This is a genomic window from Actinophytocola sp., assembly GCF_045807065.1.
Taxonomy (GTDB): Bacteria; Actinomycetota; Actinomycetes; order Mycobacteriales; family Pseudonocardiaceae; genus Actinophytocola.
Genome location: NZ_JBJMIE010000312.1, coordinates 1 through 24293, shown reverse-complemented (window position 1 = coordinate 24293; position 24293 = coordinate 1). Strand labels below are relative to the sequence as shown.

The 24293-nt window shown below is 70.6% G+C and carries 17 protein-coding genes; 13 read left to right on the top strand and 4 right to left on the bottom strand.

The window, feature by feature from the left end:
- Together ACJ73U_RS18050 and ACJ73U_RS18045 are read left to right on the top strand one after the other, a co-directional pair.
- On the top strand, positions 1-737 hold a 737-nt coding region (locus tag ACJ73U_RS18050; protein ID WP_407778806.1), incomplete at its 5' end, for an aspartate aminotransferase family protein.
- A 182-nt stretch (positions 738-919) separates the two neighbouring features.
- Positions 920-2632 carry a carbohydrate-binding module family 20 domain-containing protein gene (locus ACJ73U_RS18045; protein ID WP_407778805.1) on the top strand — a complete coding sequence of 571 codons (1713 nt, stop codon included), beginning with the start codon at positions 920-922 and terminating at the stop codon, positions 2630-2632.
- A 61-nt stretch (positions 2633-2693) separates the two neighbouring features.
- Here ACJ73U_RS18045 and ACJ73U_RS18040 read toward each other — a convergent pair whose 3' ends face one another.
- Positions 2694-3734 carry a LacI family DNA-binding transcriptional regulator gene (locus ACJ73U_RS18040; protein ID WP_407778804.1) on the bottom strand — a complete coding sequence of 347 codons (1041 nt, stop codon included), beginning with the start codon at positions 3732-3734 and terminating at the stop codon, positions 2694-2696.
- Positions 3731-5308: a glycoside hydrolase family 13 protein gene (locus ACJ73U_RS18035; protein WP_407778803.1), complete on the bottom strand. Its 1578-nt coding sequence runs from the start codon at positions 5306-5308 to the stop codon at positions 3731-3733. The genes ACJ73U_RS18040 and ACJ73U_RS18035 overlap by 4 nt, the downstream gene beginning before the upstream one ends.
- Positions 5309-5430: 122 nt before the next feature.
- Between ACJ73U_RS18035 and ACJ73U_RS18030 the strand changes: the two genes are divergently transcribed.
- The 7 genes from ACJ73U_RS18030 (at position 5431) to ACJ73U_RS18000 (ending at position 17846) form a co-directional block, all read left to right on the top strand.
- On the top strand, positions 5431-6435 hold the full coding sequence (locus tag ACJ73U_RS18030; protein ID WP_407778802.1) for a LacI family DNA-binding transcriptional regulator: 1005 nt from the start codon (positions 5431-5433) through the stop codon (positions 6433-6435).
- Positions 6436-6514: 79 nt separating this feature from the next.
- Complete coding sequence (locus ACJ73U_RS18025) at positions 6515-7807, top strand: ABC transporter substrate-binding protein (protein ID WP_407778801.1); 1293 nt, start codon at positions 6515-6517, stop codon at positions 7805-7807.
- A gap of 7 nt (positions 7808-7814) precedes the next feature.
- A complete protein-coding gene (locus tag ACJ73U_RS18020) occupies positions 7815-8801 on the top strand; it encodes a carbohydrate ABC transporter permease (RefSeq protein ID WP_407778800.1) in 987 nt (328 codons plus the stop codon).
- On the top strand, positions 8798-9631 hold the full coding sequence (locus ACJ73U_RS18015; RefSeq protein ID WP_407778799.1) for a carbohydrate ABC transporter permease: 834 nt from the start codon (positions 8798-8800) through the stop codon (positions 9629-9631). Before ACJ73U_RS18020 ends, ACJ73U_RS18015 begins: the two co-directional genes overlap by 4 nt.
- Positions 9632-9746: 115 nt before the next feature.
- Positions 9747-12008: an alpha-xylosidase gene (gene yicI, locus ACJ73U_RS18010; protein ID WP_407778798.1), complete on the top strand. Its 2262-nt coding sequence runs from the start codon at positions 9747-9749 to the stop codon at positions 12006-12008.
- 27 nt (positions 12009-12035) lie between these two features.
- Positions 12036-15008, top strand: coding sequence for a glycoside hydrolase family 3 C-terminal domain-containing protein (locus ACJ73U_RS18005; protein ID WP_407778797.1), 2973 nt, complete (start codon positions 12036-12038; stop codon positions 15006-15008).
- A 3-nt stretch (positions 15009-15011) separates the two neighbouring features.
- Positions 15012-17846: a beta-galactosidase gene (locus ACJ73U_RS18000; protein ID WP_407778796.1), complete on the top strand. Its 2835-nt coding sequence runs from the start codon at positions 15012-15014 to the stop codon at positions 17844-17846.
- Positions 17847-17894: 48 nt separating this feature from the next.
- On the opposite strand, the gene ACJ73U_RS17995 is transcribed toward ACJ73U_RS18000, so the two are convergent.
- Positions 17895-18593: a transporter substrate-binding domain-containing protein gene (locus ACJ73U_RS17995; RefSeq protein WP_407778795.1), complete on the bottom strand. Its 699-nt coding sequence runs from the start codon at positions 18591-18593 to the stop codon at positions 17895-17897.
- Positions 18594-18610: 17 nt separating this feature from the next.
- Positions 18611-20233, bottom strand: coding sequence for an ABC-F family ATP-binding cassette domain-containing protein (locus ACJ73U_RS17990; protein ID WP_407778794.1), 1623 nt, complete (start codon positions 20231-20233; stop codon positions 18611-18613).
- A 137-nt stretch (positions 20234-20370) separates the two neighbouring features.
- Between ACJ73U_RS17990 and ACJ73U_RS17985 the strand changes: the two genes are divergently transcribed.
- From ACJ73U_RS17985 to ACJ73U_RS17970, 4 genes are all read left to right on the top strand, one after another.
- Positions 20371-20529: a hypothetical protein gene (locus ACJ73U_RS17985; RefSeq protein WP_407778793.1), complete on the top strand. Its 159-nt coding sequence runs from the start codon at positions 20371-20373 to the stop codon at positions 20527-20529.
- Between the two features lie 72 nt (positions 20530-20601).
- Positions 20602-21351 (top strand): pyrimidine reductase family protein, encoded by a 750-nt coding sequence (locus ACJ73U_RS17980; RefSeq protein ID WP_407778792.1) that lies wholly within the window; start codon positions 20602-20604, stop codon positions 21349-21351.
- Positions 21352-21362: 11 nt separating this feature from the next.
- Entirely contained in the window at positions 21363-22427 is a 1065-nt protein-coding gene (locus tag ACJ73U_RS17975; RefSeq protein ID WP_407778791.1) for an ATP-dependent DNA ligase, read from the top strand.
- Positions 22428-22519: 92 nt separating this feature from the next.
- A complete protein-coding gene (locus tag ACJ73U_RS17970) occupies positions 22520-24040 on the top strand; it encodes an alpha/beta hydrolase (RefSeq protein ID WP_407778790.1) in 1521 nt (506 codons plus the stop codon).
- Positions 24041-24293: the final 253 nt, after the last annotated feature.

Sequence of the window (24293 nt, the reverse complement as noted above, 5' to 3'; positions counted from 1 at the left end):
CGGCGCGGAACGACTTCGGCCCGTTCACCCCGGGGTTCCGGGTCGTCAAGTACGGCGACGTGGAGACGCTCCGGGAGGCGATCACCCCGCGCACGGCGGCGGTGCTGATCGAGCCGGTGCAGGGCGAGGCCGGGGTGCTGACGCCGCCGACCGGCTACCTGCGCGAGGTGCGGCAGCTGTGCACGGACCACGATGTGCTGCTGATCGCGGACGAGATCCAGGCGGGCCTCGGGCGGACGGGCACGCTGTTCGCGTGTGAGCACGAGGGCGTGGTCGCGGACCTGTACACCCTGGGCAAGGCGCTCGGCGGCGGGATCCTGCCGGTGTCGGCGGTGGTCGGCCGGCGCGACGTGCTCGGGGTGCTGCGGCCGGGCGAGCACGGGTCGACGTTCGGCGGGAACCCGCTGGCGTGCGCGGTCGGCCGTGCGGTGATCCGGCTGCTGCGGGAGGGCGACTTCCTGTCGCGGTCGGCTTCGCTCGGCGCGCACCTGCACGCGCGGCTGGCGGACCTTGTCGGACAGGGGGTCGCGGAGGTGCGTGGGCGCGGGCTGTGGGCCGGCGTCGAGATCGCGCCGGGCGGCCGGACCGCACGCGAGGCGAGCGAGGAGCTGATGCGGCGCGGCGTGCTGTGCAAGGAGACGCACGACACGACCCTGCGGGTCGCACCGCCGCTGATGATCTCCCGGGAGGACCTCGACCTGGGTGTGGACACGATCGCGGCGGTCCTGACCCGCTGAAATTCCTTGCGGCTCCTTCCGCAAGGTCCCCTACCCCCGCCGCACCGGGCGAGTCGTCCGGTGCGGCGGTTGCCATGCCGGGCCTTCACCTCGACTTGCCGGAGCGGTTTACAGTCAGCACTCCTCGGGTCTAGCCTGCAAGAAGTTGCAGAAAGTTGCGCAATCTCAACGAGGAGACGAGCATGAGGCGACTGACCCTGCCCGCGATCGTGCTCACGGTCGTGGCGTCGCTCTGCACGGGAGGACTCGGCACCTCCACCGCGTCGGCGGACACCGGAGTCCCCAACGGCGACGTGATCGCCAACCTGTGGTCCTGGAACTGGCGCTCGGTGGGCGCCGAGTGCGTCAACCAGCTCGACCCGGCCGGGTACGGCGGGGTCTGGGTGGCCCCGCCGGAAGAGTCGCTCAAGCATCCGAGCGGCTACTGGTGGGACATCTACCAGCCGTACAGCTACAAGCTGAACTCCCGGTTCGGCACGCAGTCCGACTTCGCGGCGATGATCAACACCTGCCACGGCGCCGGCATCAAGGTGTACACGGACGCGGTGATCAACCACACGGCCGCGCAGACCGGCGTCGGCTACGACGGCACGCCCCTGACCGACAAGTACGACCCGGTGATGTACGACCGCGGCGAGTACAACGTGGACGTCTGCGACCACGACATCGCCAACTGGAGCGACCTGTGGGAGATCCAGAACTGCGAGCTGGTCGACCTGCCGGACCTCAAGACCAGCCTGGAAAGCGTCCGCGGCAAGCTCGCCGGGTTCCTGAACTCGCAGCTCGCGCTGGGCGTCGACGGGTTCAGGGTCGACGCGGCCAAACACATCCCGGTCGCGGACCTGTCGAACATCGTGGGCCGGTTGCAGAACACGAAGTCCGGCGCGCGGCCGTACGTGTTCCTGGAGATCGCCGCCGGCGAGCCGCCGGCGCCGTCGTCGTACTTCGGCGCGGGTGACGTCCTCAACTTCGCCTACGGCGACCGGCTGAAGTCCGCGTTCCAGGGTGACATCACGTCGCTCTCGTCGTTCTCGCAGGGGTTGCTGCCGGCGGCGAACGCGGTCTCGTTCGTCACCAACCACGACACCGAGCGCAGCGGCGAGCACCTGTCGTACAAGGACGGCGCGACCTCCCTGCTGGCCAACGTGTTCCAGCTGGCGTACCCGTACACCACGCCGACCGTGTATTCGGGTTTCCAGTTCAGCAACAACGACCAGGGTCCGCCGAGCTCGAACGGGTTCGTCACCGACACCAACTGCGCCAGCGGCTGGTACTGCCTGGACCGCGACCAGGCGGTGAAGGGCATGGTCGCCTTCCACAACGCGGTCGGCACGGCGTCGCTGACGAACTGGCAGTCGCCGGCGTCGAACGTGATCGGTTTCGGGCGCGGCTCGGCCGGTTTCGTCGCGATCAACAACAGCGGCAGCGCCTACACCGGTTCGTTCGCGGTCGGTCTGGCCAACGGCACCTACTGCAACGTGATCACGGCGTGCGCGAACGGGGTCACGGTGTCGGGCGGCCGCACGACGGTGACGGTCCCGGCTAAGTCGGCGGTGGCCTTCTACAGCGGCGGCACGCAGAACCCGCCGGCCTCGGTCACGGCGACCTACACCGTCCAGGCGGAGACGGTGTTCGGGCAGAACGTCTACGTGGTCGGGAACGTGCCGGCCCTGGGCAGCTGGGACCCGGCGGCGGCCGTGCCGCTGACCACGGGGACGAGCACGTACCCGAAGTGGACCGGGACCGGCACCCTGCCGCCGAGCACCGCCATCGAGTACAAGTTCATCATCAAGCAGGACGGTCAGCCGGTGATCTGGGAAACCGGCGCGAACCGCACCCTGAGCACCCCGTCCACCGGTGCGGTGACCGTGGACGGGGGCACCTTCCGCCGCTGAGCGGGCCGCCGGATTCGGTGGGGCGGCTCGGGAACGGGCCGCCCCACCGATCTATCCACGGTCAGCGCCTGCGGGAGCGGCCGCCGGTCGCGATGCGGGCCGCGGTCGAGCCGCGGACCACCAGCTCGGGCAGGAAGACGTACTCCGCGTGCGGCGCTGGCGTGCCGCCGATCTCCTCGAGCAACGCGTTGACCGCCGCCTGCCCCATCGCCTCGACCGGCTGGCGCAGGGTGGTCAGCGGTGGGTCGGCGAACACGATCAGCGGCGAGTCGTCGAAGCCCACCACCGAGATGTCCGCCGGTACGGCGAGGCCGCGCTGGCGGGCGGCGCGGACGGCACCGAACGCCATCAGGTCGCTCGCGCACACGATGGCCGTGCACTCCTTGTCCAGCAACGCGTTCGCCGCGGCCTGCCCACCCTCCACGGTGAACAGCGAGTGCTGCACCAGCTTCTCGGCCTGCTCCGCGGTGTAGGGCAGCGCGGTGCGCATCTGCTGCACGAAGCCCTCGACCTTCCGCAGCACCGGCACGAACCGGCGTGGCCCGACCGCGAGCCCGATGCGTTCGTGCCCCAGCTCCACCAGGTGCGACACGGCGAGGCGCATGGCGGCCCGGTCGTCCGTGGAGACGAAGGGCGCGGACACCTTCTCCGTGTACCCGTTGATCATCACGAACGGCACGCCCCGGCCGGACAGCTTCACGTAGCGGTCCATGTCCGCCGTCGAGTCCGCGTGCAGGCCCGACACGAAGATGATCCCGGTGACGCCGCGGTCGACGAGCAGGTCCGTCAGCTGGTCCTCCGTGGACCCGCCGGGAGTCTGCGTGCAGAGCACCGGCGTGTACCCGCGCGAGGTCAGCACCTGCTCGATCACCTGCGCCAGCGCCGGGAAGATGGGGTTCGACAGCTCCGGCGTGATCAGCCCGATCAGCCCGGCACTGCGTTCCCGCAACCGGGCCGGCCGCTCGTACCCCAGCACGTCCATGGCCGCCACCACGGCCTGCCGCGTCGCCGTCGACACACCCGCCTTGCCGTTGAGCACCCGGCTTACCGTCGCCTCGCTGACCCCTGCCAGCGCGGCGATGTCGCTCAACCGGGCGTTCACGCCCACCACAGGGCGGTATCCGCCGGCAACAGCACCTCTCCGCCCGCCAGCCCGTAGTGCGACGACGCGGCCAACACCCGCCCGGGAGCCGACAGCCGCGTCACCGCCGAACCGAAGTTCACCACGCAGTGGAACTCCCCGCGGCGGAAGCCGAGCACGTCGCCCGGCAGGCCCAGCCATTCGAAGTCACCGAACGACAGGGTCCGCCGCAACCGCAACACCGTGCGGTACAGGGAAAGCATCGACTCCGGGGACACCTGCTGCTCCGCTACGGACAGCTTCGCCCAGTCCTCCGGCTGCGGCAGCCAGCCCGAGGCGTCGCTGAACCCGAGCGACGGTCCCGTGCTGGTCCACGGGATCGGCACCCGGCACCCGTCGCGGCCGCGGACCGTGTGGCCGGACCGTTCCCACCTCGGGTCGGCCAGCACCTCCTCCGGCAGGTCGAGCACCTCCGGGAGGCCCAGCTCCTCACCCTGGTAGACATACGCGGAGCCGGGCAGCGCCAGCATCAGCAGCGCCGCCGCCCGCGCCCTGCGCCAGCCGGTCTCGCCGCCGCCGTAACGCGTCAGGTGCCGGTGCACGTCGTGGTTCGACAGCACCCACGTCGGCGGCGCGTCGCTCGCGCGGAGCGTCTCGTCGATCGCCGCGCGGAACGACTCGGCCGTCCACTTCGCCTTCAGGAAGTGGAAGTTGAACGCCTGGTGCAGCTCGTCCGGGCGCACGTAGCGGGCCGTCCGCTCGGCGTTGGGCGCCCACGCCTCCGCCACCGCCATCCGGTCGCCCGGGTACTCGTCGAGGACCTTCCGCCACGACCGGTAGATGTCGTGCACGCCGTCCTGGTCGAAGTACGGCAGCGGCGAGGTGCCGAGCAGGTCGCTCTGGTCGCGGTGGCCGACGTCCGGAAGGCCCGCCGCCCTCACCATGCCGTGTGCGACGTCCACGCGGAAGCCGTCGACGCCGAGGTCCAGCCAGAACCGGAGGATGTCGAGGAACTCGGCGTGCACGTCCGGGTTCTCCCAGTTCAGGTCGGGCTGCTGCGGGTCGAACAGGTGTAGGTACCAGCTCCCGTCGGGGACCCGGGTCCAGGCCGGGCCGCCGAACACCGACTCCCAGTCGTTCGGCGGCAGCTCGCCGTGCGCGCCCCTGCCCGGGCGGAAGACGTACCGGTCGCGCAGGCCCGTGCGGAACCACTCGTGCTGGTCGCTGGAGTGGTTGGGCACGAGGTCGACGAGCACGCGCAGGCCGAGCTCGTGCGCGTCGCCGATCAGGCTGGCGGCGTCGTTGAGGGTGCCGAAGAGCGGGTCCACCGAGCGGTAGTCGGCCACGTCGTAGCCGCCGTCGGCCATGGGCGAGGCGTAGAACGGGGTGAGCCAGACGGCGTCCACGCCCAGGTCGGCCAGGTACGGCAGCCGGGACCGCACGCCCGGGAGGTCACCGATCCCGTCGCCGTCGCCGTCCGCGAAGCTGCGCACGTACACCTGGTAGATGACGGCGTCGCGCCACCACGGACGACCACGCCTCGCGTCGGTCGGCGTGCTCGGTGATCCGCTCCGCAAGCTCCGCTCATGCGTCATACCGGTATTGAAAGGGCTTGCGCCGACTTTCAGCAACCTGGGGACCATTGCCTTCGGGCACTCGGCTGCCTAGTCTTCATCGTCGAAGCGATTCGACAGTCTCATTCGACGGGGTGGGCGACGTGGCCAAGATCGAGGATGTCGCACGGCACGCGGGGGTCGCCCCGAGCACCGTGTCATACGTCCTCAGCGGCAAGCGGTCGATCACCCGGGAGACCCGCGAGCGGGTTCTCGCCAGCATCAGAGCACTCGGCTACCAACCGCACGCGGGTGCCCGGGCGCTCGCGAGCAACCGCAGCAACGTGGTCGCCCTGGTGGTGCCGCTGCGCGGCGGCATCCACGTGCCGGTGAGCATGCAGTTCGCGACCTCGGTCGTCCTGCACGCCCGCGAGCACGACCACGACGTCCTCCTGCTGACCCAGAACGAGGGCGAGGCGGGGTTGCGCCGCGTCGCGGGCACGTCGCTGGTGGACGCGATGATCGTCATGGACGTCGAGCTGCACGACCCGCGCATACCCGTGTTGAAGGAGCTCGACCGGCCGGCCGTGCTGATCGGGTTCCCCGCCGAAACCGACGGCCTCACCTGCATCGACCTGGACTTCACGGCGGCCGGCGCGGCCTGCGTCGACCACCTGGCGGAGCTGGGTCACCGCCGGGTCGCGCTCGTGGGCTCCCCACCGGAGGTCTACGAACGGGAGACCGGCTTCGCCACCCGCACCACTGCCGGGTTCACCGAGGCCGCGGCCCGGCACGGCATCGAAGCCAGCGTGTACCCGTGCGAGGCGACGGCCGCCGGCGCGCGGAAGATGGCGGCGGAGCTGCTCGACGAGCACCCCGACCTGACTGCCGTCGTCGTCCACAACGAGCCGGTGATCGGCCCGCTGCTCGCCGCCTTCCGCGAGGCGGACCGGTCGGTGCCCGGCGACCTGTCCGTGGTGGCGATCTGCCCCGACGAGCTGGCCGAACACAGCATGCCGGCGCTGACCTCGGTCGCCATCCCGGCCGAGGAGGTCGGTCGGCAGGCGGTCGGTCTGCTGATGGCCAAGCTCGGCGGCCAGCAGGTGCCGGCCGCCACCCTGCTTCCCCCGCGGCTCACCGCGCGAGCCAGTACCAGCACCCCGAAGTAACCACCCGACTACCCACCGCGGCGACGCGGCGCCATCGTCGAAGCGATTCGACAGTCTCTTCCAGGACCGGAGGACAACGATGTTCAAACCAGGAAAGGCCTTACTCGCGGTGTTCGCGGTGGCCGCCACCGTGCTCACCGGGTGCGGCAGCGACTCGGGCGACGGCAACGCCAACGAGCTGCGGCTGTGGCACTACGAGGGCCCGGACAGCGCGATGGGCAAGGCGTGGGACGAGGCGATCAAGGAGTTCGAGAAGTCCCACCCGGGCGTGAAGGTGAAGTTCGAGGAGAAGGGCTTCGAGCAGATCCAGAAGAGCGCGCAGATGGTGCTGAACTCCGACGAGGCGCCGGACCTCATGGAGTACAACAAGGGCAACGCGACCGCGGGGCTGCTGTCGAAGCAGGGCCTGCTGACCGACATCTCGTCGGAGGTCACCAAGCGCGGCTGGGACAAGCTGCTCAGCCCGAGCCTGCAGACCACGTGCAAGTACGACGAGCGCGGCGTCATGGGCGGCGGCAAGTGGTTCGGCGTGTCGAACTACGCCGAGTACGGGATGGTCTACTACAACAAGGACCTGTTCGACCAGTACGGCGTCGCGGTGCCGAAGACGTTCGACGAGCTGGTCGCCGCGATGGACAAGTTCAAGGCGGCCGGCAGGACGCCGCTGGCCGTGGGCGGCAAGGAGTACCCGGCGCACCAGCTGCTGTACCAGCTCGCACTGTCCAAGGCGGACAGCAAGTGGGTGAAGAACCTCCAGGAGTACAGCGGAAAGGTCGACTTCCACGACGACGCGTGGACCTTCGCCGCGACGACCTTCGCCGACTGGGTGAAGAAGGGCTACATCGCGAAGGACGCGGCCGGCATCGACGCGGAGGGCATGGGCACCGCGTTCATGAAGGGCGAGTTCCCGATGATGGTGTCGGGCAGCTGGTGGTACGGCCGCGTCGAGTCCACGGTGAAGAACTTCCAGTGGGACTCGTTCCTGTTCCCCGGCAGTGACCTGACCCTCGGCTCCAGCGGCAACCTCTGGGTGGTGCCGGCGAAGTCGAAGAACAAGGACCTGGCCTACGACTTCATCGACATCACGATGAAGAAGGCGAACCAGAACCTGCTCGGCAACTCGGGCGGTATCCCGGTGGCGGCCGACTCCTCGGCCATCACCGATCCGAAGAGCAAGACCCTGCTGGAGAACTACCAGACCCTGGTCGACCGCGACGGCCTCGCGTACTACCCGGACTGGCCGGCGCCGGGCTACTACGACGTCCTGGTGTCCGCCACCCAGAAGCTGATCAACGGCAGCGCGTCCCCCGACCAGGTACTCGACGAGATCGCCGCGCCCTACAACGAGAACCTCGAGAACGTAGGCGGCTGAGGTGGCGGTGGCACAACGCCCTGAGGGTGCCCTTCGGGACGGCGAGCGTCTCGAAGGTGCCCCTCAGGACACCCAACCACCACCCGTCCGGCCGCCGCGGCGGGTCGGGCGGGCGGCTGAGCGGAGTCGGGGGTACCTGCCCTACCTCGTCCCCGGGGTGGTGCTCTTCGTCGCGGTGATCGCGGTGCCCCTGGTGATGAACGTCGGTATCAGCTTCACGAAGTGGCAGGGGGTCGGGGAGCCGGACTGGGTGGGGTGGCGGCAGTACCAGAAGCTGCTCACCGACGAAACCTTCTGGCTCTCCTTCCGCAACAACCTCGCGCTCATCGTGGCCATGGCGATCATCCCGACGTTCCTCGGGCTCCTCCTCGCCACCGCGTTGTTCGACGTCGTCTCGAAGCGCCATCCCCGGACCACGACCACGTTGCGGGCGGCGTTCTACCTGCCGCAGGTGCTGCCCGCCGTGGTGGCCGGGGTCGTGTGGGGCTGGATCCTGCACCCGGAGTACGGCGCGATGAACGCACTCCTGCGCCTGGTCGGGCTGGACTCCTGGGCGCACGACTGGCTCGGGGACGAGAAGACGGCACTCCTCAGTGTCATGGGGGTGCTCGTCTGGATCCAGATCGGCTACCCGCTGGTGATCTTCATGGCCGGGCTGCAGCGCGTCGACCCGCAGCTGTACGAGGCCGCGGCGCTGGACGGGGCGTCGTGGTGGCGGCGGTTGTGGTCGGTCACCGTGCCGCAGATCCGGCAGGAGATCTTCGTCGTGTTGCTCACCTGCACGATCGCGGCGCTCAAGTCGTTCGACAAGATCTTCGTGCTCACGAAGGGCGGCCCGGGCGGGTCCACGCTCACGCCCGCCTACTTCTCGTGGCAGAACTTCTTCGACAAGTTCAACGTCGGTTACGGCGCGGCCATCGCCACGGTGCTCGCCGCGATCATCGTCGGGCTGTCCTTCCTGTTCCTGCGGGCCCAGAACCGGGAGGAGTCATGACCGGAGCGCGAAACGTCGTGGCGCGGCGAACGGTTCTCGGGGTGCTGGTCGTCGGCGCGGTCATCACCGCCTTCCCCTTCCTGCTGGTGCTGATGAACTCCGTCAAGTCGCCGGAGGACTACACCACCAAGGGACCCCTCGGCCTGCCGAGCGGCATCTACCTCAAGGGCATCACGGACTTCTGGGTCCGCGTCGACTTCGGCGAGAAGCTGGTCAACAGCACGGTGATCTCCGGGTCGGTCGCGGTGCTCGCGGTGGTGGTGTCGATCCTCATGGCCTACGCGCTCGGCATCGGGCGCGTCAAGGGGCGCACGTGGATCATCGCGATCTTCCTGCTTGCCAACCTGATGCCGCAGGAGGCACTGATCTACCCCCTGTACTACCTGGCGAAGGAGGTCGACCTCTACGACACCAAGCTCGCGGTGATCATCATCTTCACCGCGATCCAGAGCGCCTTCGGCGTGTACCTGCTGTCGTCCGTGCTCTCCACGTTCCCGCGGGAGATCATCGAGGCGGCGCGGATCGACGGCGCGAACCGGTGGCAGGTGCTGTGGCGGGTGGTCGTGCCGCTGTCCTGGCCGACGCTGTCGGTGCTGCTGGTCTTCTTCTTCATCTGGACGTGGAACGAGTTCTTCATCCCGATGATCATGCTGGTCTCCAACGACAACCAGACGGTCCCGGTCGCGATCGGCGTGCTCCAGGGCCAACGACTCATGGACGTCACCGCGCAGAGCGCGTCGGCGCTGCTCGGCATCGTGCCGGCGGTGGTGTTCTTCCTGATCTTCCAACGGACACTGACACGGGGTATCGCGGTGGGAGCGGTCAAATGAGCGGAGCTTGCGGAGCGAACCATCAACACTCAGGACGGCACCTCGACCGCGGAGGGCGCCGGAGGAGCGGAGCCCGCGGAGCGTTCCGGCGCCACGGAGCGGGCGAGGGGGCGGCATGAAGTTCACGGACGGGCACTGGATGATGCGCGCGGGCGTCACCCCGACCTACGCCGTCGAGGTGCTCGACGTGGCGACGACGGCTGACGGGATGCGCGTGCTCGCACCGACGTACCCGGTGCACAGCCGTCGCGACCTGCAGAGCGGGGCGGTGCTGACGATCGACGTCACCGCGCCGCTGCCGGACGTGATCGGCGTACGGGTGACGCACCACGCCGGCACGGCGACCACGTCACCGCAGTTCGAGCTGTTCCCGGGCACCGTGACCCCGCAGACCACCGTGGACGATCAGGCCGCCACGCTCACCTCCGGCGCCCTGTCGGTGCGGTTCGACCGCGGTCAGCCGTGGCGGGTCGGCTTCCGCGCACACGGCCGGACACTGACCTCCGGTGGCGCCAAGGACACCGGCTTCATGTCCACCTCGGACGGCGGGCACCACCTGGTGCAGCGGCTCGGCCTGAACGTCGGGGACGCCGTGTACGGCATGGGTGAGCGCTTCGGGCCGCTCGTGAAGAACGGCCAGGTCGTCGACATCTGGAACGCCGACGGGGGCACGTGCACCGAACAGGCGTACAAGAACGTGCCGTTCTTCCTGACCAACGCGGGCTACGGCGTGTTCGTGAACCACCCCGGGCTGGTGTCGTTCGAGGTGGCGTCCGAGGACGTGTCGAAGGTGCAGTTCAGCATCGAGGCGCAGTCCATGCAGTACTTCGTGATCTACGGCCCGACGCCCAAGGAGATCCTCGCGAAGTACACGGCGCTTACCGGGCGGCCCGCGCTGCCGCCGGCGTGGTCGTTCGGGCTGTGGCTGTCGACGTCGTTCAACACCGACTACGACGAGGCGACCGTGACCTCGTTCATCGAGGGCATGGCCGAGCGGGACCTGCCGCTGTCGGTGTTCCACTTCGACTGCTTCTGGATGCGGGAGCTGTCGTGGTGCGACTTCGAGTGGGACCCGCGGGTCTTCCCGGACCCGCCCGGCATGCTGGCCAGGCTGAAGGCACGCGGCCTGCGGGTGTGCGTGTGGATCAACCCGTACATCGCGCAGCGGTCCGCGTTGTTCGAGGAGGGCAGGGCACGCGGCTACTTCCTCAAGCGGCCCAACGGGGACGTGTGGCAGTGGGACCTGTGGCAGCCGGGGCAGGCCATCGTCGACTTCACCAACCCCGAGGCCCGCGAGTGGTACGCGGCCAAGCTGGACGCGTTGCTGGACATGGGGGTCGACTGCTTCAAGTCGGACTTCGCCGAGCGCATCCCCACCGACGCCGTGTACTACGACGGCTCGGACCCGACCGAGATGCACAACTACTACACCTACCTCTACAACAGGACCGTGTTCGACCTGCTGCGCAAGCGCCGCGGCGAGGGTGACGCCGTGGTGTTCGCGCGGTCGGCGACCGTCGGCACGCAGCAGTTCCCCGTGCACTGGGGCGGGGACAACCTGTCCACGCCCGAGTCCATGGCCGAGACGCTGCGCGGTGGGCTGTCGCTGACGATGTCCGGCTTCGGGTTCTGGAGCCACGACATCGGCGGCTTCGAGGGCACCCCCGAGGCCTGGCTGTTCAAGCGGTGGATCGCGTTCGGGCTGCTGTCCTCGCACAGCCGCCTGCACGCCAACTACTCCTACCGCGTGCCGTGGGCGTTCGACGAGGAGGCCGTCGACGTGCTGCGGAAGTTCACGAAGCTCAAGGGCACGCTGATGCCGTACCTGTACCAGGCGGCGAGGGTCGCCCACCTCGACGGCGTGCCGGTGATGCGTGCCATGGTCGTCGAGTTCCCCGACGACCCGGCATGCGTGCACCTGGACCGGCAGTACATGCTGGGCGCCGACCTGCTCGTCGCGCCGGTGTTCACCGAGGGCGGCGACGTCTCCTACTACGTGCCCGACGGCGAGTGGACGCACTACCTGACCGGCGAGACGATCGCCGGGCCGCGCTGGGTGCGCGAGGAGCACGGCTTCGACAGCGTCCCGCTGCTCGTCCGGCCCGGTGCGGTGCTGCCGGTCGGCGCCGTCGACGACCGGCCCGACTACGACTACGCCGACGGCCTCACCCTGCGCGTGTACGGCATCGCCGACGGCGCGACCGTCACGACCGAGGTCCCCACCACCGGCGGCGACGTCGCCTGCACGTTCACCACCACCCGGCGCGGCGACGCCGTGCACGTCACGGCCGACAACCCACCGGCCCGCTGGCGGGTCCAGCTCGCCGGGACGGAACCCGTCGCAGCGGAGGGTTCCTCGCTGACCGTCCACATCTGACTCAACCGCAGCCCACTGGAGTGCTCAATGAGTATCAGAAGACGCACGTTCATGGCCGTGGCGGGCGTGCTGACCGCCGCCTTCGCCGCGCCGACCCAGGCCGCGGCGGCGACCGGCGCCCCCACCCTCCCGTTCCGCGACGCCCGGTTCCCCCTCGCCGCACGCGTCGACGACCTGCTCGGCCGGCTGACGCTGCCCGAGAAGGTCTCCCTGCTGCACCAGTACCAACCGGCCATCCCGCGCCTGGGGATGGAGCTGTTCAAGACCGGCACCGAGGCACTGCACGGCATCGCGTGGTCCACCGACATCACCTCCACCCCCAGTCCCGGCGCGGTGCGGACCGCGGTCGCGACGGTGTTCCCGCAGGCGGTCGGGCTCGGCTCGACCTGGGACCCGGAGCTGATCAGGCGGGTCGGTTCGGTGGTCGGCGACGAGATCCGCGGCTACCACGCGGAGAACCCGGTGGTGTGGGGTCTCAACGCCTGGGCCCCGGTCGTGAACCTGCTGCGGGACCCGCGCTGGGGCCGCAACGAGGAGGGCTACTCGGAGGACCCGTACCTGACCGGGGTGATCTCCACCGCCTACGCGGGCGGCATGAGCGGTGGTGACCCGCGGCACCTCAAGACCGCGCCGACGCTCAAGCACTACCTGGCCAACAACAACGAGGTCCGGCGCGACCGGACGTCGTCGAACCTGCGGCCGCGCGTGCGGCACGAGTACGACGAGGCCGCGTTCCGGCCGGCCATCGCGGCCGACGCGGCGACCGGCGTGATGGCCTCCTACAACCTGGTCAACGGCCGCCCGATGACGGTCAGCCCGGACCTCGACGAGGCCGTGCGGTCCTGGACCGACCAGGTGCTCATGAACGTCACCGACGCGGGCGCCCCGAACAACCTGCCGGTCACGGGTTCCCAGGCCTACTACGCGACGCTGGCCGAGGCGGACGCGGCCGCGCTCAAGGCCGGCATCGACAGCTTCACGACCGACGACACCAACGCCGGGCCGACGACGAACGCCGTCAACACCGCGCTGGCGCAGGGCCTGCTCGCCGAGTCCGATGTGGACGACGCGGTGCGGCACATCCTCACCATCCGGTTCCGGCTCGGCGAGTTCGACCCGAACGGCGGGCCGTACGGCGGCATCACCAAGGACGTGGTGAACAGCCCGGCGCACCAGCGGCTCGCCCGGGAGACGGCGGGCAAGGCCGTGGTGCTGCTGAAGAACACCGGCGCGCTGCCGCTGCCGGCATCGACGAGGAAGGTCGCGGTGGTCGGGCCGCTCGCCGACACGCTCTACACCGACTGGTACTCCGGCAAACCGCCGTACGTGGTGACGCCGCGGGCGGGGATCGCCGAGCGGGGCGTCACCGTCTCGGGTGACGAGGCCGTCGACCGGATCGCGCTGCGCGAGGCAAGCACGGGCCGCTACGTGACCGCCGGATCCGGTGTGGACGGCGCACCGCTCACGGTGTCCGCCGCCTCGCCCGGTCCGGCGGAGCAGTTCGACGTCTTCGACTGGGGCCAGGGCGTGCTGACGCTGCGCAGCGTGGCCAACGGCAAGTACGTCGAGCGGGTCAACCTCGGCGACCCGGTCAGCCCGTTCGTGAACCAGGCGCCCCAGCCACGCGACTGGTTCGTGCAGCAGCAGTTCACGTTCGAGGACGCGGGCGGCGGCACCGTCGTGGTCAGGTACGGGGGCTACGAGACGCCGAACGACTGGGACGGCGCGAACAACTACCTCACCGTGGCCGCCGACGGCCGGCTGGTCCTCGGCTCCCCGAACGCGGCCGGCGCGGCCAGGTTCACGAAGGAGACCCTCGTCCGCGGCGTCGACAGCGCGGTGGCGGCGGCGAAGGGCGCCGACGTGGCGGTGGTCGTGGTGGGCAGCATGCCGTTCATCAACGGCCGCGAGGACCACGACCGGACGACGATGGCCCTGGCGGAGAGCCAGTCGGGGTTGGTCAGGGCGGTGTACGCGGCGAACCGGAACACGGTCGTGGTGGTGGAGAACAGCTACCCGACGACGCTGACCTGGGAGCAGGACAACATCCCGGCGATCGTGTGGACCACCCACGCCGGACAGGAGACCGGGCACGCGCTCGCGGACGTGCTGTTCGGCGACGTCAACCCCGCCGGGCGGCTCACGCAGACCTGGTACCGCGCCGAGGCGGACCTGCCGAGCATCCTCGAGTACGACATCATCAAGACCCGCCGGACCTACCAGTACTTCGACGGCACCCCGCTCTACCCGTTCGGGCACGGCCTGTCCTACAGCGAGTTCCGGTACGGCGGCCTCAGGGTGACGCAGCGGCACGGCGCCATCGAGGTGCGGGTGCCGGTCACCAACACCTCCCGCCGCGCGGGTGAGGAGGTGGTGCAGGTGTACACGCACCAGCGCGTATCCCGCGACCCGCAGCCGCACCGCACGCTGCGGGCGTTCGACCGGGTGCACCTGCGTGCCGGCGAGACGAGGACCGTGACGCTGCGGGTGCCGATCGAGAACCTGGCGCACTGGGACGTGACGCGGAACAGGTGGGTGGTCGAGACCAGCACCTACGACGTCCTGGTCGGCGCGTCCGCCGCGGACATCCGCCAGCGGACGTCGGTGACGGTCCGGGGTGAGACGATCCCGCCGCGCGACCTCGGCAGGACCACGCGGGCGATCGACTTCGACGACTACGCGGGCGTGGACCTGGTGGACACGTCGAAGGCCCGCGGTGACGCGGTCGGCGCGTCCACCGGCGACTGGATCTCCTTCCGGAACGCCGCGTTGCACAGGGCGAGCACGTTCACCGCACGGGTGGCCGGCGGCGCCGGGACGATCGAGGTCCGCCTGGACGGCCCGACCGGCGTCCTGGCCGGCACGGCCACCTTCGCCGGCACGGCGGACAGGTACACGTACACCTCCGTTTCCGCACCACTGCGCGACGCCGACGGGCGCCACGACGTGTACCTCGTGTTCACGGGCGACCTGCGCGTCGACACGTTCACGGTGAGGTAGGTCATGAGACGACTAGTCATCGGGGCGACGCTCGCGGCTCTCGTGGCGGGCTTCGTCACGGGTCCGACGAGCGCGGCGGCGCCCGCCACCACCGAGTCGAGACCGGCACACACGGTCACCTACGACCGGTACTCGCTGAAGGTCGACGGCCAGCGGATCCTCCTGTGGGGCGGGGAGTTCCACTACTTCCGCCTGCCGAGCCCGTCGCTGTGGCGGGACGTGCTGGAGAAGATCAGGGCGGCCGGCTTCAACGGCGTCTCGCTGTACTTCGACTGGGCGTACCACTCCCCCCGGCCGGGTGTGTACGACTTCAGCGGCGTGCGGGACGTCGACCTGTTGCTGCGCATGACCGAGGAGCTGGGGCTCTACGTCGTGGTGCGGCCCGGTCCGTACATCAACGCCGAGGCCAGCGGCGGCGGCTTCCCCGCCTGGCTCAAGCAGGTCCCCGGCACCGCCCGGACCAGCGACCCCCACTACACCGCCGCGTACCGGGACTGGCTCGGCCACCTGAACCCGATCATTGCGCGGCACCAGGTGACCCGTGGCGGCTCGGTGATCGCGTACAACGTGGAGAACGAGTACGCGGCCAACACCGACGCGCGGTACATGCAGGACCTGCAGGACTTCGCGCGGGGCACCGGGATCGACGTGCCTTTCACGCACAACCAGTGCTGTGACGCGTCCTGGACGCCGCACTGGGCGGAAGGCCTCGGCGCGGTGCAGATCCCCGGCGTGGACGACTACCCGCAGTCGTTCGAGTGCCAGGCGCCCGAGACGTGGGGGCCGTGGGGCGAGGGCGTCACGGAACGGCTGTCCGACACCGCGCCGGTGTACGCCGCCGAGTACCAGGCCGGCTCGATCGACGGCAACCGCGTCGGCTACGAGGCCTGTCGCGAGAACCTGACCGGGCCGAGCTACATGAAGTACTTCTACAAGAACAACCTCATCGCCAGTGGCGCCACCATGTTCGGGTACTACATGTCCTACGGCGGCACGAACTGGGGCTGGCTCGGCCAGCCGAACGACGTCTACACCTCGTACGACTACGGTTCGGCCATCACCGAGTCGCGGCAGCTCACCGCGAAGTACGACGAGTTCAAGCGGCAGGGCTACTTCGTGCACGCGGTGACCCCGCTGACGAAGACGGACCCCGCGGCGCCACCGCCGTCCGGCAACCCCGTGCTGACGACCGTGGCACGGGCGAACCCGGACACCGGCACGCAGTTCGTGCTGCTGCGGCACACCGACCGCGCGGCGACGACCAACGACCGGTCCACACTGGACTGGTCCACGCCCGACGGCCGGTACGCCGTGCCGGTCTCCCTGAACGGCCGGGACGCGCTCGTGCTGGTTGCCGGGTACGACATGGGCGGCCAGCGGCTGGTGTACTCGACGTCGGAGATCATGACGCACGCGCGGATCGGCGACCGGGACGTCGCGCTGCTGTACGGGCGCGCGGGCACGGCGGGCTCGACGGTGCTGCGGTACCGGTCGAAGCCGACCGTGCGGGTGCTCGCGGGCGACGTCCGGTCGTCCTACGCGAACGGTGACCTGCGGCTCGACTACACCCACAACGGGTTGGCACGCGTGCTGGTGACCGGAGGCGGGCGGGCGCCGCTGCTCCTGTTGCTGGGTACCGACGAGGAGGCCGCGCGCTTCTGGCGGGCGGACACGCCGTCGGGTCCGGTGCTGGTGCGGGGCACGGCGCTGGTGCGCTCGGCGCACCTGTCCGGGTCGACCGTGACGCTGCGGGCGGACGTGGCCGAGGCCGGTCAGGTGGAGGTGTTCGCCCCCGCGCGCCGGCTCGTCATCGGGTCGACGCCGGTGGCCACGCCCCCGACGACCAGCAGCTCCCTGCTGGGTTCGGTACCGGGGCCCGCTCCGGTGCGGTTGCCGGCGCTGACGGACTGGCGGACCCGCACCGAGTCCCCCGTGGCCGACGACACGAGCTGGACGGTGGCGTCGCACACCACCTCGGAGAGCCCCTTCCCGCCCGTGACCCAGCCGGTGCTGTACGCCGGCGACTACGGGGCCGACTACGGGCACATCTGGTACCAGGGCCGCTTCACCGCGACGGGCACGGAGACGGCGCTGTCGCTGAACGCGATCACCGGCAAGAACGGCGTGTACCAGGTGTGGCTCAACGGCAGGTACCTCGGCTGGGCCCGGGGCGGCACGGAGGCGGACGCGGACGCGCCGGTCAACCCGCGACCGGGGCCGGGCACGTTCACCCTGCCGGCGCTCGCCCCCGGCACGCCGGCCGTGCTGTCGGTGCTGGTGGAGAACATGGGCCACAACGACGACTGGACGGTGGACGACAACCGGTTCAAGCAGCCACGCGGCCTGGTGGGTGCGGAACTGGTCGGCTCGGCGGCGCCGGTGACGTGGCGGCTCCAGGGCAACAGGACCGACCCGGTGCGTGGTCCCCTGAACAGCGGTGGTCTCCACGGTGAACGCGCCGGCTGGCACCTGCCGAACGCGTCCGAGCGCGGCTGGGACCCACCGTCGGCGACGCTGCGGCCCGGCGTCACCTGGTACCGCACGGAGTTCGGGCTGGACCTGCCGCGCGGCCAGGACGTGCCGGTGGGCCTGCGGTTCGGCGGCACCGGGTCGTACCGGGTGTTGATCTTCCTGAACGGCTGGCAGCTCGGTCAGTTCACCGCGGACATCGGGCCGCAGCGCGAGTTCGTGCTACCGGCGGGCATCCTGCGGGAGCACGGGAGGAACAGCCTGGCGCTGGCGGTGATCGCGCTGGACCAGGCGACGCTGGGTCCGGTCAGTCTGGTGGCACAGGGCAACTACCGAGGGGGCGTGCCCATCGTGAACGTGCCCGCGTAACCGAAGACTGGTCCCGCACCTGACCGGTCCCGGGTGCGGGACCGCCCCTCACGCGGGGATCGTGGCCGACTGCCCGGCGCGCCGGAGCGACTCGGCCACGAACCCGTTCTCCTTCAGCTCCTCGACGAGGTCCCGGAGGAAGGCCACCGTCTCGGGCCGGCGGGTCCTCGTGGTGCCGACCGCCTGCCGGATGGCCATGAAACGTTCCTCGACGAGCCGCACGTCCGGGTTCGCGGCCACGAATGCGGTCATCGGCTGCCGGATGCCCGCGGCCACCTCCAGGCCCTTCGACCGGAAGACGTCGGTGCCCTCGTCGCCACGCACCACCGTGGCGTGCCGGAGCGTGCGGGTGAGGAACAGGTCGTAGGCCGACCCGCGCTTGACCCCCACCCGGATCCCGGGCCGGTCCACCTCGGCCGGTGCGCGCACCGGGGAGTCCACCGGCACGGCGTAGACACCCTCGATCTCGACGTACGGCGCGGTGAACGCCACCTCGGCCTCCCGCGCCGGCTCGATCGCGAGGAAGCAGAGGTCGGCCGCCCCGGAGGTCAACGCCTCGAACGACTTGCGGGCCGCGTCGAAGCAGACCAGCTCCACCGGCAACCCCAGTCGCGCCCCGACCTCACGCGCGATGTCGACGGTGACACCGGTGGGTTCGTCGGAGGTGCCCTGCGCGAGGACGGGGTTCCCGAGGTTGATCGAGGCCCGCAGCACGCCGGTGGGCGCGAGATCGGCAGCAACAGTCACACGTGCGACGGTAGCGCCTAGCGTGCCCGCCGCACCCGGGTCTCGTCCCATACCGGTTCGTCCACCTCGGACACCTGGCCGTCCGAGCGGAAGACCACGAACCGGTCGAACGAGCGGGCGAACCACCGGTCGTGGGTCACCGCCAGCACCGTGCCCTCGAACGCCTCCAGGGCGTCCTGCAGCGCCTCCGCCGATGTCAGGTCCAGGTTGTCCGTCGGCTCGTCCAGCAGCAGCGTCGCGCCGGACAGTTCCAGCAGCAGGATCTGGAACCGGGCCTGCTGCCCGCCCGACAGCGTCTCGAACCGCTGGGACCGGGCGCCGGCCAGTCCGTACCGGGACAGCCTGGCCGACGCCGCGCCCTCGTCGAGACCCGCTCGGCCGTCCTCGCCGTGCCACAGCACGTCGAGCAGGGTCCGGCCGGCCCACTCCGGATGCTGGTGCGTCTGCGCGAACAACCCGGGCACGACCCGCGCGCCCAGCTTCCACGCGCCTGCGTGCGTGACCGGACCGCCGGCCAGGAGCCGCAGGAAGTGGCTCTTGCCCGACCCGTTCGAGCCGAGCACGGCCACCCGGTCGCCGAAGAACACCTCCAGGTCGAACGGTTTCATCAGGCCGGTCAGCTCCAGGGCCGCGCACTGGATCGCCCGCAACCCGGTCCGGCCGCCCCGCAACCGCGGCGCCACCTTCTCCGGACGGGGTGGCAGCGGCGGCGCGCCGGCCTCCTCGAACTTGCGCAGCCGGGTCTGCATCGCCCGGTACTTGGCCGCCATGGCCTCGCTGATCATGGCCTGCTGCTGGAGCGTGCGGACCAGCTCCTTGAGCCTGGCGTGCTCCTCGTCCCAGCGCCTGCGCAGCTCGGCCATGCGTTCCCAACGGGCCTCGCGTGCCGCGTGCCAGGTGCCGAACCCGTCGCCGTGCACCCAGGTCGTGCCGCCTTCGAGGGTCACCACATGGGTGGCGGCGGCCGCGAGCAGCTCCCGGTCGTGGCTCACGAGCAGCACGGCCTTGCGGGTGGACGTCAGCCTGGCCTCCAGCCAGCGCTTGCCAGGAACGTCGAGGTAGTTGTCCGGTTCGTCGAGCAGCAGCACCTGCTCGCGCCCCTGCAGCAGCGCCTCCAGCACCAGGCGCTTCTGCTCACCGCCGGACAGCGTGTTCACCGACCGGTACTGCGCGCGGTCGTACGGCACGCCGAGCGCGGCGACCGTCACCGTGTCCCACAGCACCTCGGCGTCGTACCCGCCGGCCTCGCCCCACCCCGTCAGCGCGGTCGCGTACCGCAGCTGGGTCGGCTCGTCGTCGGTGTCCATCATGGCCAGCTCGGCCGCGTCCAGCTCCGCCGCCGCGGTCCGCAGCGCGGCGGGCGCCACGGCCAGCAGCAGGTCGCGGACCGTCCGGTCGTCCCGCAGGGAACCGATGAACTGCGGCATCACACCCAGCCCGCCCTGGACGGTCACGCCACCGGCCAGCGGTGACAGCTCGCCGGACAGCATGCGTAGCAACGTCGTCTTGCCCGCGCCGTTCGCGCCGACGAGCGCGGTGACCTGTCCCACACCGACCCGGAACGACACGTCCGCGAACAACCGCCGCCCGTCGTCGAGCTTGTGGGCAAGCCCGTTCGCCTCCAGAAATCCCGCGCCCATACCGCAGATCGTCCGGTATCGGGGCGTTTGTGGCGACTCCTTTTCAAACGCAACCCCCTTGGCCTCGATACGAATGTGAGGCGGTACCCTCCGTAGCCTGCGAGGGTTTGGCTGACGAACGGGAAGGATGGGTAGCTGTGTCCGACACCCCGATCTACGACCAGATCCGCCAGGAGCTCGAGGCCGGGCGCGCCGAGCCCACCAGTGCCCGGAGGGCGCGCAGCGGTGACGAGAACAGCCAGTCCATCTCGGTGTGGGCCCTGGTAAACCAGCACCGGAACGGCAAGCGCCGCTAGGTTCGCGAGCCGAGCTCGCGCAGCGAACCCTCGAACACCCACGCCGGCGAGCGGCGTGCTGGGATTGAGGGCATGCACCTGCTCGTCCCCGGTCCCGCTGTCGACGATCGCGCGCTCGAAGACCTCTACGCCTACCCGTCCGACCTGACGGCGCCGTTCGTCCAGGTCAACTTCGTCGCGAGCGCGGACGGCGCCGCCACGGTCTCCGGGCGCTCGCGCGGCCTGTCCAGCCCGGCCGACAAGAAGGTGTTCGCGCTCGGACGTGACCTCGCCGACGTCGTGCTCGTCGGTGCCGGCACGGCCCTCGCGGAGGGGTATCAGGGAGTCAGGCGGACGGAGCTGCGTGCCGAGCGGCGGGCGCGGCTGGGACTGTCGGACGTCCCGCCGATCGCCGTGGTCACCGGGCGTGGGTCCGTCCCGCCGTCGTCGCCGCTGGTCGCCGGGGTCGCGGCGCCGACGATCGTGATCACGTCCGAGGCCTCGCCGCTCGAGTGGCGCAAGGAGCTGGTGGAGGCGGGCGCGGACGTGGTCGTCGCCGGCGGGAACCGGGTCGACGTCACCCTCGCGGTGGCCGCGCTGGGTGAGCGCGGGCTGCTGAGGGTGTGCTGCGAGGGCGGCCCGATGCTGTTCGGCGACCTCCTGGCGGCCGGCCTGACCGACCAGCTGTGCCTGACGGTCTCGCCGAAGCTCGCGGGTGCCGGGGCGGTGCGGATCGCGGCCGGGCTGCCGACGGAGGTCCCCATGGACCTCACCCTCGAGTCCGTGCTCGCTGACGAGGGATTTCTGATGCTTCGCTATCGCCGCGCCGCCTCTGACGAGTGAGAATGTCGGGCATGCAGCTGCCGATCATGCCGCCGGTCAAGCCGATGCTCGCCAAGCCCGTGAAGAAGATCCCCACGGGGGCCATGAGCTACGAGCCGAAGTGGGACGGCTTCCGGTCGATCATCTTCCGCGACGGCGACGAGGTGGAGATCGGCAGCCGCAACGAGAAGCCGATGACCAGGTACTTCCCGGAGCTGGTCGAGGCGGTCAGGGCGAACTTCCCCGAGCGGTGCGTGATCGACGGCGAGATCGTGGTCGTCGGGCCGACCGGGGACCGGCTGGACTTCGAGGTGCTCGCGCAGCGGATCCACCCCGCGGCCAGCCGGGTGAACATGCTGGCGGAGACCACGCCGGCGAAGTTCGTGGCGTTCGACCTGCTCGCGCTGGGGGCCGTCGACTACACTGCGGAGCCGTTCTCGACGCGCCGGAACGTGCTGGAGGACGCGCTGGCACCCGCCAAGGCGCCGATCCACGTGACCAGGACGACCATCGACCCCGACCAGGCCCAGGAGTGGTTCGCGCGGTTCGAGGGCGCCGGGCTCGACGGGGTGATCGCGAAGCCACTCGACGGTGTGTACGAGCCGGACAGGCGGGTGATGTTCAAGATCAAGCACGAGCGGACGGCCGACTGCGTCGTGGCGGGCTACCGCGTGCACAAGAGCGCCCCGAACCGGATCGGGTCGCTGCTGCTCGGCCTGTACAACGACGAGGGCGTGCTGGCGAGCGTCGGCGTGATCGGGGCGTTCCCGCTGGCCAGGCGCGAGGAGCTGTTCGAGGAGATGCAGCCGCTGGTCACGACCTTCGACGAACACCCGTGGGCGTGGGCGCGGCAGGAGGAGGGCAACCGGACGCCGCGCAACGCGGAAGGCAGCCGGTGGCAGGCGGGCAAGGACCTGTCGTTCGTGCCGCTGCGCCCCGAACGGGTGGTGGAGGTGCGCTACGACCACATGGAGGGCGTGCGGTTCCGGCACACCGCGCAGTTCTCCCGCTGGCGGCCGGACCGGGACCCGCGGTCGTGCACGTACGCGCAGCTGGAGGAGCCGGTCAGGTTCGACCTGGCGGACGTGCTGGCCTGACCCTCACGGTCTTCACACCTCCGGCGTGGGACGCTGCCCCGCACAGCCCGACGAACGGAGGGACGCTGGCGGTGACGGCCTGGCGAGTACGTGTGGCCACGCTTGTCGCCACCGTGGGGTTCCTGTCCGCCTGCACGGCGGGTCCGTCCAACCGGCCCGAGATCGTCACCAACGACGGACCGGCCGCGTCGACCACGCGGACCGTCGCGCCGAACGAGGTGCCGCCGCTGGAGAACGCCGACTCCGGGATCCCGTGGCGGAACTGCTCCGGCGAGATGCAGGCCATGCTCACCGCGCAGAAGCTGCCCAGCTGGCTGGCCGTCAAGTGCGGCAAGATCAACGGGGTTCTCGACTCGCCGTACGCGCCCGACCGCGGCACGACCCGCATCCAGCTCGTCCGGGCCGGTCAGGGGCCGGTGCCGATCGCGGTCGTCAACGACGTCGACGGGCTGCCGGGCACCGTGTACGCGGCCCGGCTCGCGGCGACGCTGCCGCAGGAGTTCTTCAAGAAGTTCCAGCTCGTCGGCATGGACCGGCGCGGGACCGGCAACTCGACCGCCGCCAACTGCGTGCAGCCCGAGGTCCGGCGGACCATGGTCGAGCTGGACCCGGCCGCCATCGACGTGGACGCGTGGTTCCGGGCCGCCCAGAGCGCGGGCCAGCAGTGCTCGATCACGCTGGAGAGCCAGCTGCCGGCCCTCGACACCTGGCGCACCGCCGCCGACCTCGACTCGCTGCGTTCCGCGCTCGGCCTGGACCGGCTGAACGCGATCGGGCACGGCGAGGGTTCACGCGTAGTGAGCATGTTCGCCGACCGCTTCCCCGATCGGGTGGGACGGGTCGTGCTCGACGGCGTGCCCGACCCGACGGCCGACGCGCAGCTCGCGTCCGAGGGCGTCGCCAAGGGCGGCGAGGCGGAGTGGGACGCGTTCGCCGCGGACTGCGTGCAACGCGGCTGCCCGCTGGGCGCCGAGCCGGAACGGGCGTTGCTCGAGCTGCTCGGCCAGCTGCGCACGACCCCGATCGAGGGTCCGGTGCTCGACATCACCGCCGGCTCGGTCCTGCGTGCCGTACTGGTCGGGCTGTCCGACCGGTCGACCTGGCCGACGCTGGCCGGCGCGCTCGCGGCCGCCAGGAACGGCGACGGCAGCGGGCTCGTCACCATGCTCACGCCGTACGCCGTCGGCAGCGACGTCCAGGCCGCCGCGCTCGACGGCACACTGGTCACCACCTGCAACGACATGCGCGACCGACTCTCACTCGACCAGGTGAAATCGGCGGCGACCGAGTGGCAACAGAAGTTCCCGCTCTTCGGCCCGACCGCCGCGCAGCGCCTCGCGTTCTGCGCGCCGTGGACCATCCCCGACCACCCGCTGCCGACCCCGACCGGCCGCGGCGCGCCACCGATCCTGGTGATCGGCACGGCGAGCGACGCGATCACCCCGCTGGAGGGGTCGGAGCGGGCCGCGCAACAACTGGACTCGGGCGTGCTCGTGTCCTGGCAGGGCGCCGGCCACGGCGCCCTCGGCGTCTCCCCATGCGCGACGGACACGGCAACGAAGTTCCTGACCGACGCGACCGTTCCCCGCAACGGCACCGTCTGCCCGCCCTGATCTGGTCCGCCTCAGAGACCCGTGAGCGGCCGCCGGCGTCTGGACTGAGTGAGCAGCGGAGGCGACGGGAGCGAAGCGACCCTCGCTGAGCAGCGCAGGGAGGGAAGACGCCGGGAACAGGCCGCGAACCGGCGAGCGGAGGCGAGGCAATCCAGCACTGTGAGCGGCCGCCGGCGTCTGGACTGACGAGCACGAAGGTTCCTGCGCGAGGAACGAGCCCAGGAACCTTCGCGCGCAGGAGGGAAGACGCCGG

Coding starts and splice junctions, on each gene's coding strand:
- ACJ73U_RS18015 (WP_407778799.1), top strand. CDS start 8,798: ATGACCGGAGCGCGAAACGTCGTGGCGCGGCGAACGGTTCTCGGGGTG.
- yicI (WP_407778798.1), top strand. CDS start 9,747: ATGAAGTTCACGGACGGGCACTGGATGATGCGCGCGGGCGTCACCCCG.
- ACJ73U_RS17990 (WP_407778794.1), bottom strand. CDS start 20,233: ATGGGCGCGGGATTTCTGGAGGCGAACGGGCTTGCCCACAAGCTCGAC.
- ACJ73U_RS17980 (WP_407778792.1), top strand. CDS start 20,602: ATGCACCTGCTCGTCCCCGGTCCCGCTGTCGACGATCGCGCGCTCGAA.
- ACJ73U_RS18045 (WP_407778805.1), top strand. CDS start 920: ATGAGGCGACTGACCCTGCCCGCGATCGTGCTCACGGTCGTGGCGTCG.
- ACJ73U_RS17975 (WP_407778791.1), top strand. CDS start 21,363: ATGCAGCTGCCGATCATGCCGCCGGTCAAGCCGATGCTCGCCAAGCCC.
- ACJ73U_RS18000 (WP_407778796.1), top strand. CDS start 15,012: ATGAGACGACTAGTCATCGGGGCGACGCTCGCGGCTCTCGTGGCGGGC.
- ACJ73U_RS18035 (WP_407778803.1), bottom strand. CDS start 5,308: ATGACGCATGAGCGGAGCTTGCGGAGCGGATCACCGAGCACGCCGACC.
- ACJ73U_RS18005 (WP_407778797.1), top strand. CDS start 12,036: ATGAGTATCAGAAGACGCACGTTCATGGCCGTGGCGGGCGTGCTGACC.
- ACJ73U_RS18025 (WP_407778801.1), top strand. CDS start 6,515: ATGTTCAAACCAGGAAAGGCCTTACTCGCGGTGTTCGCGGTGGCCGCC.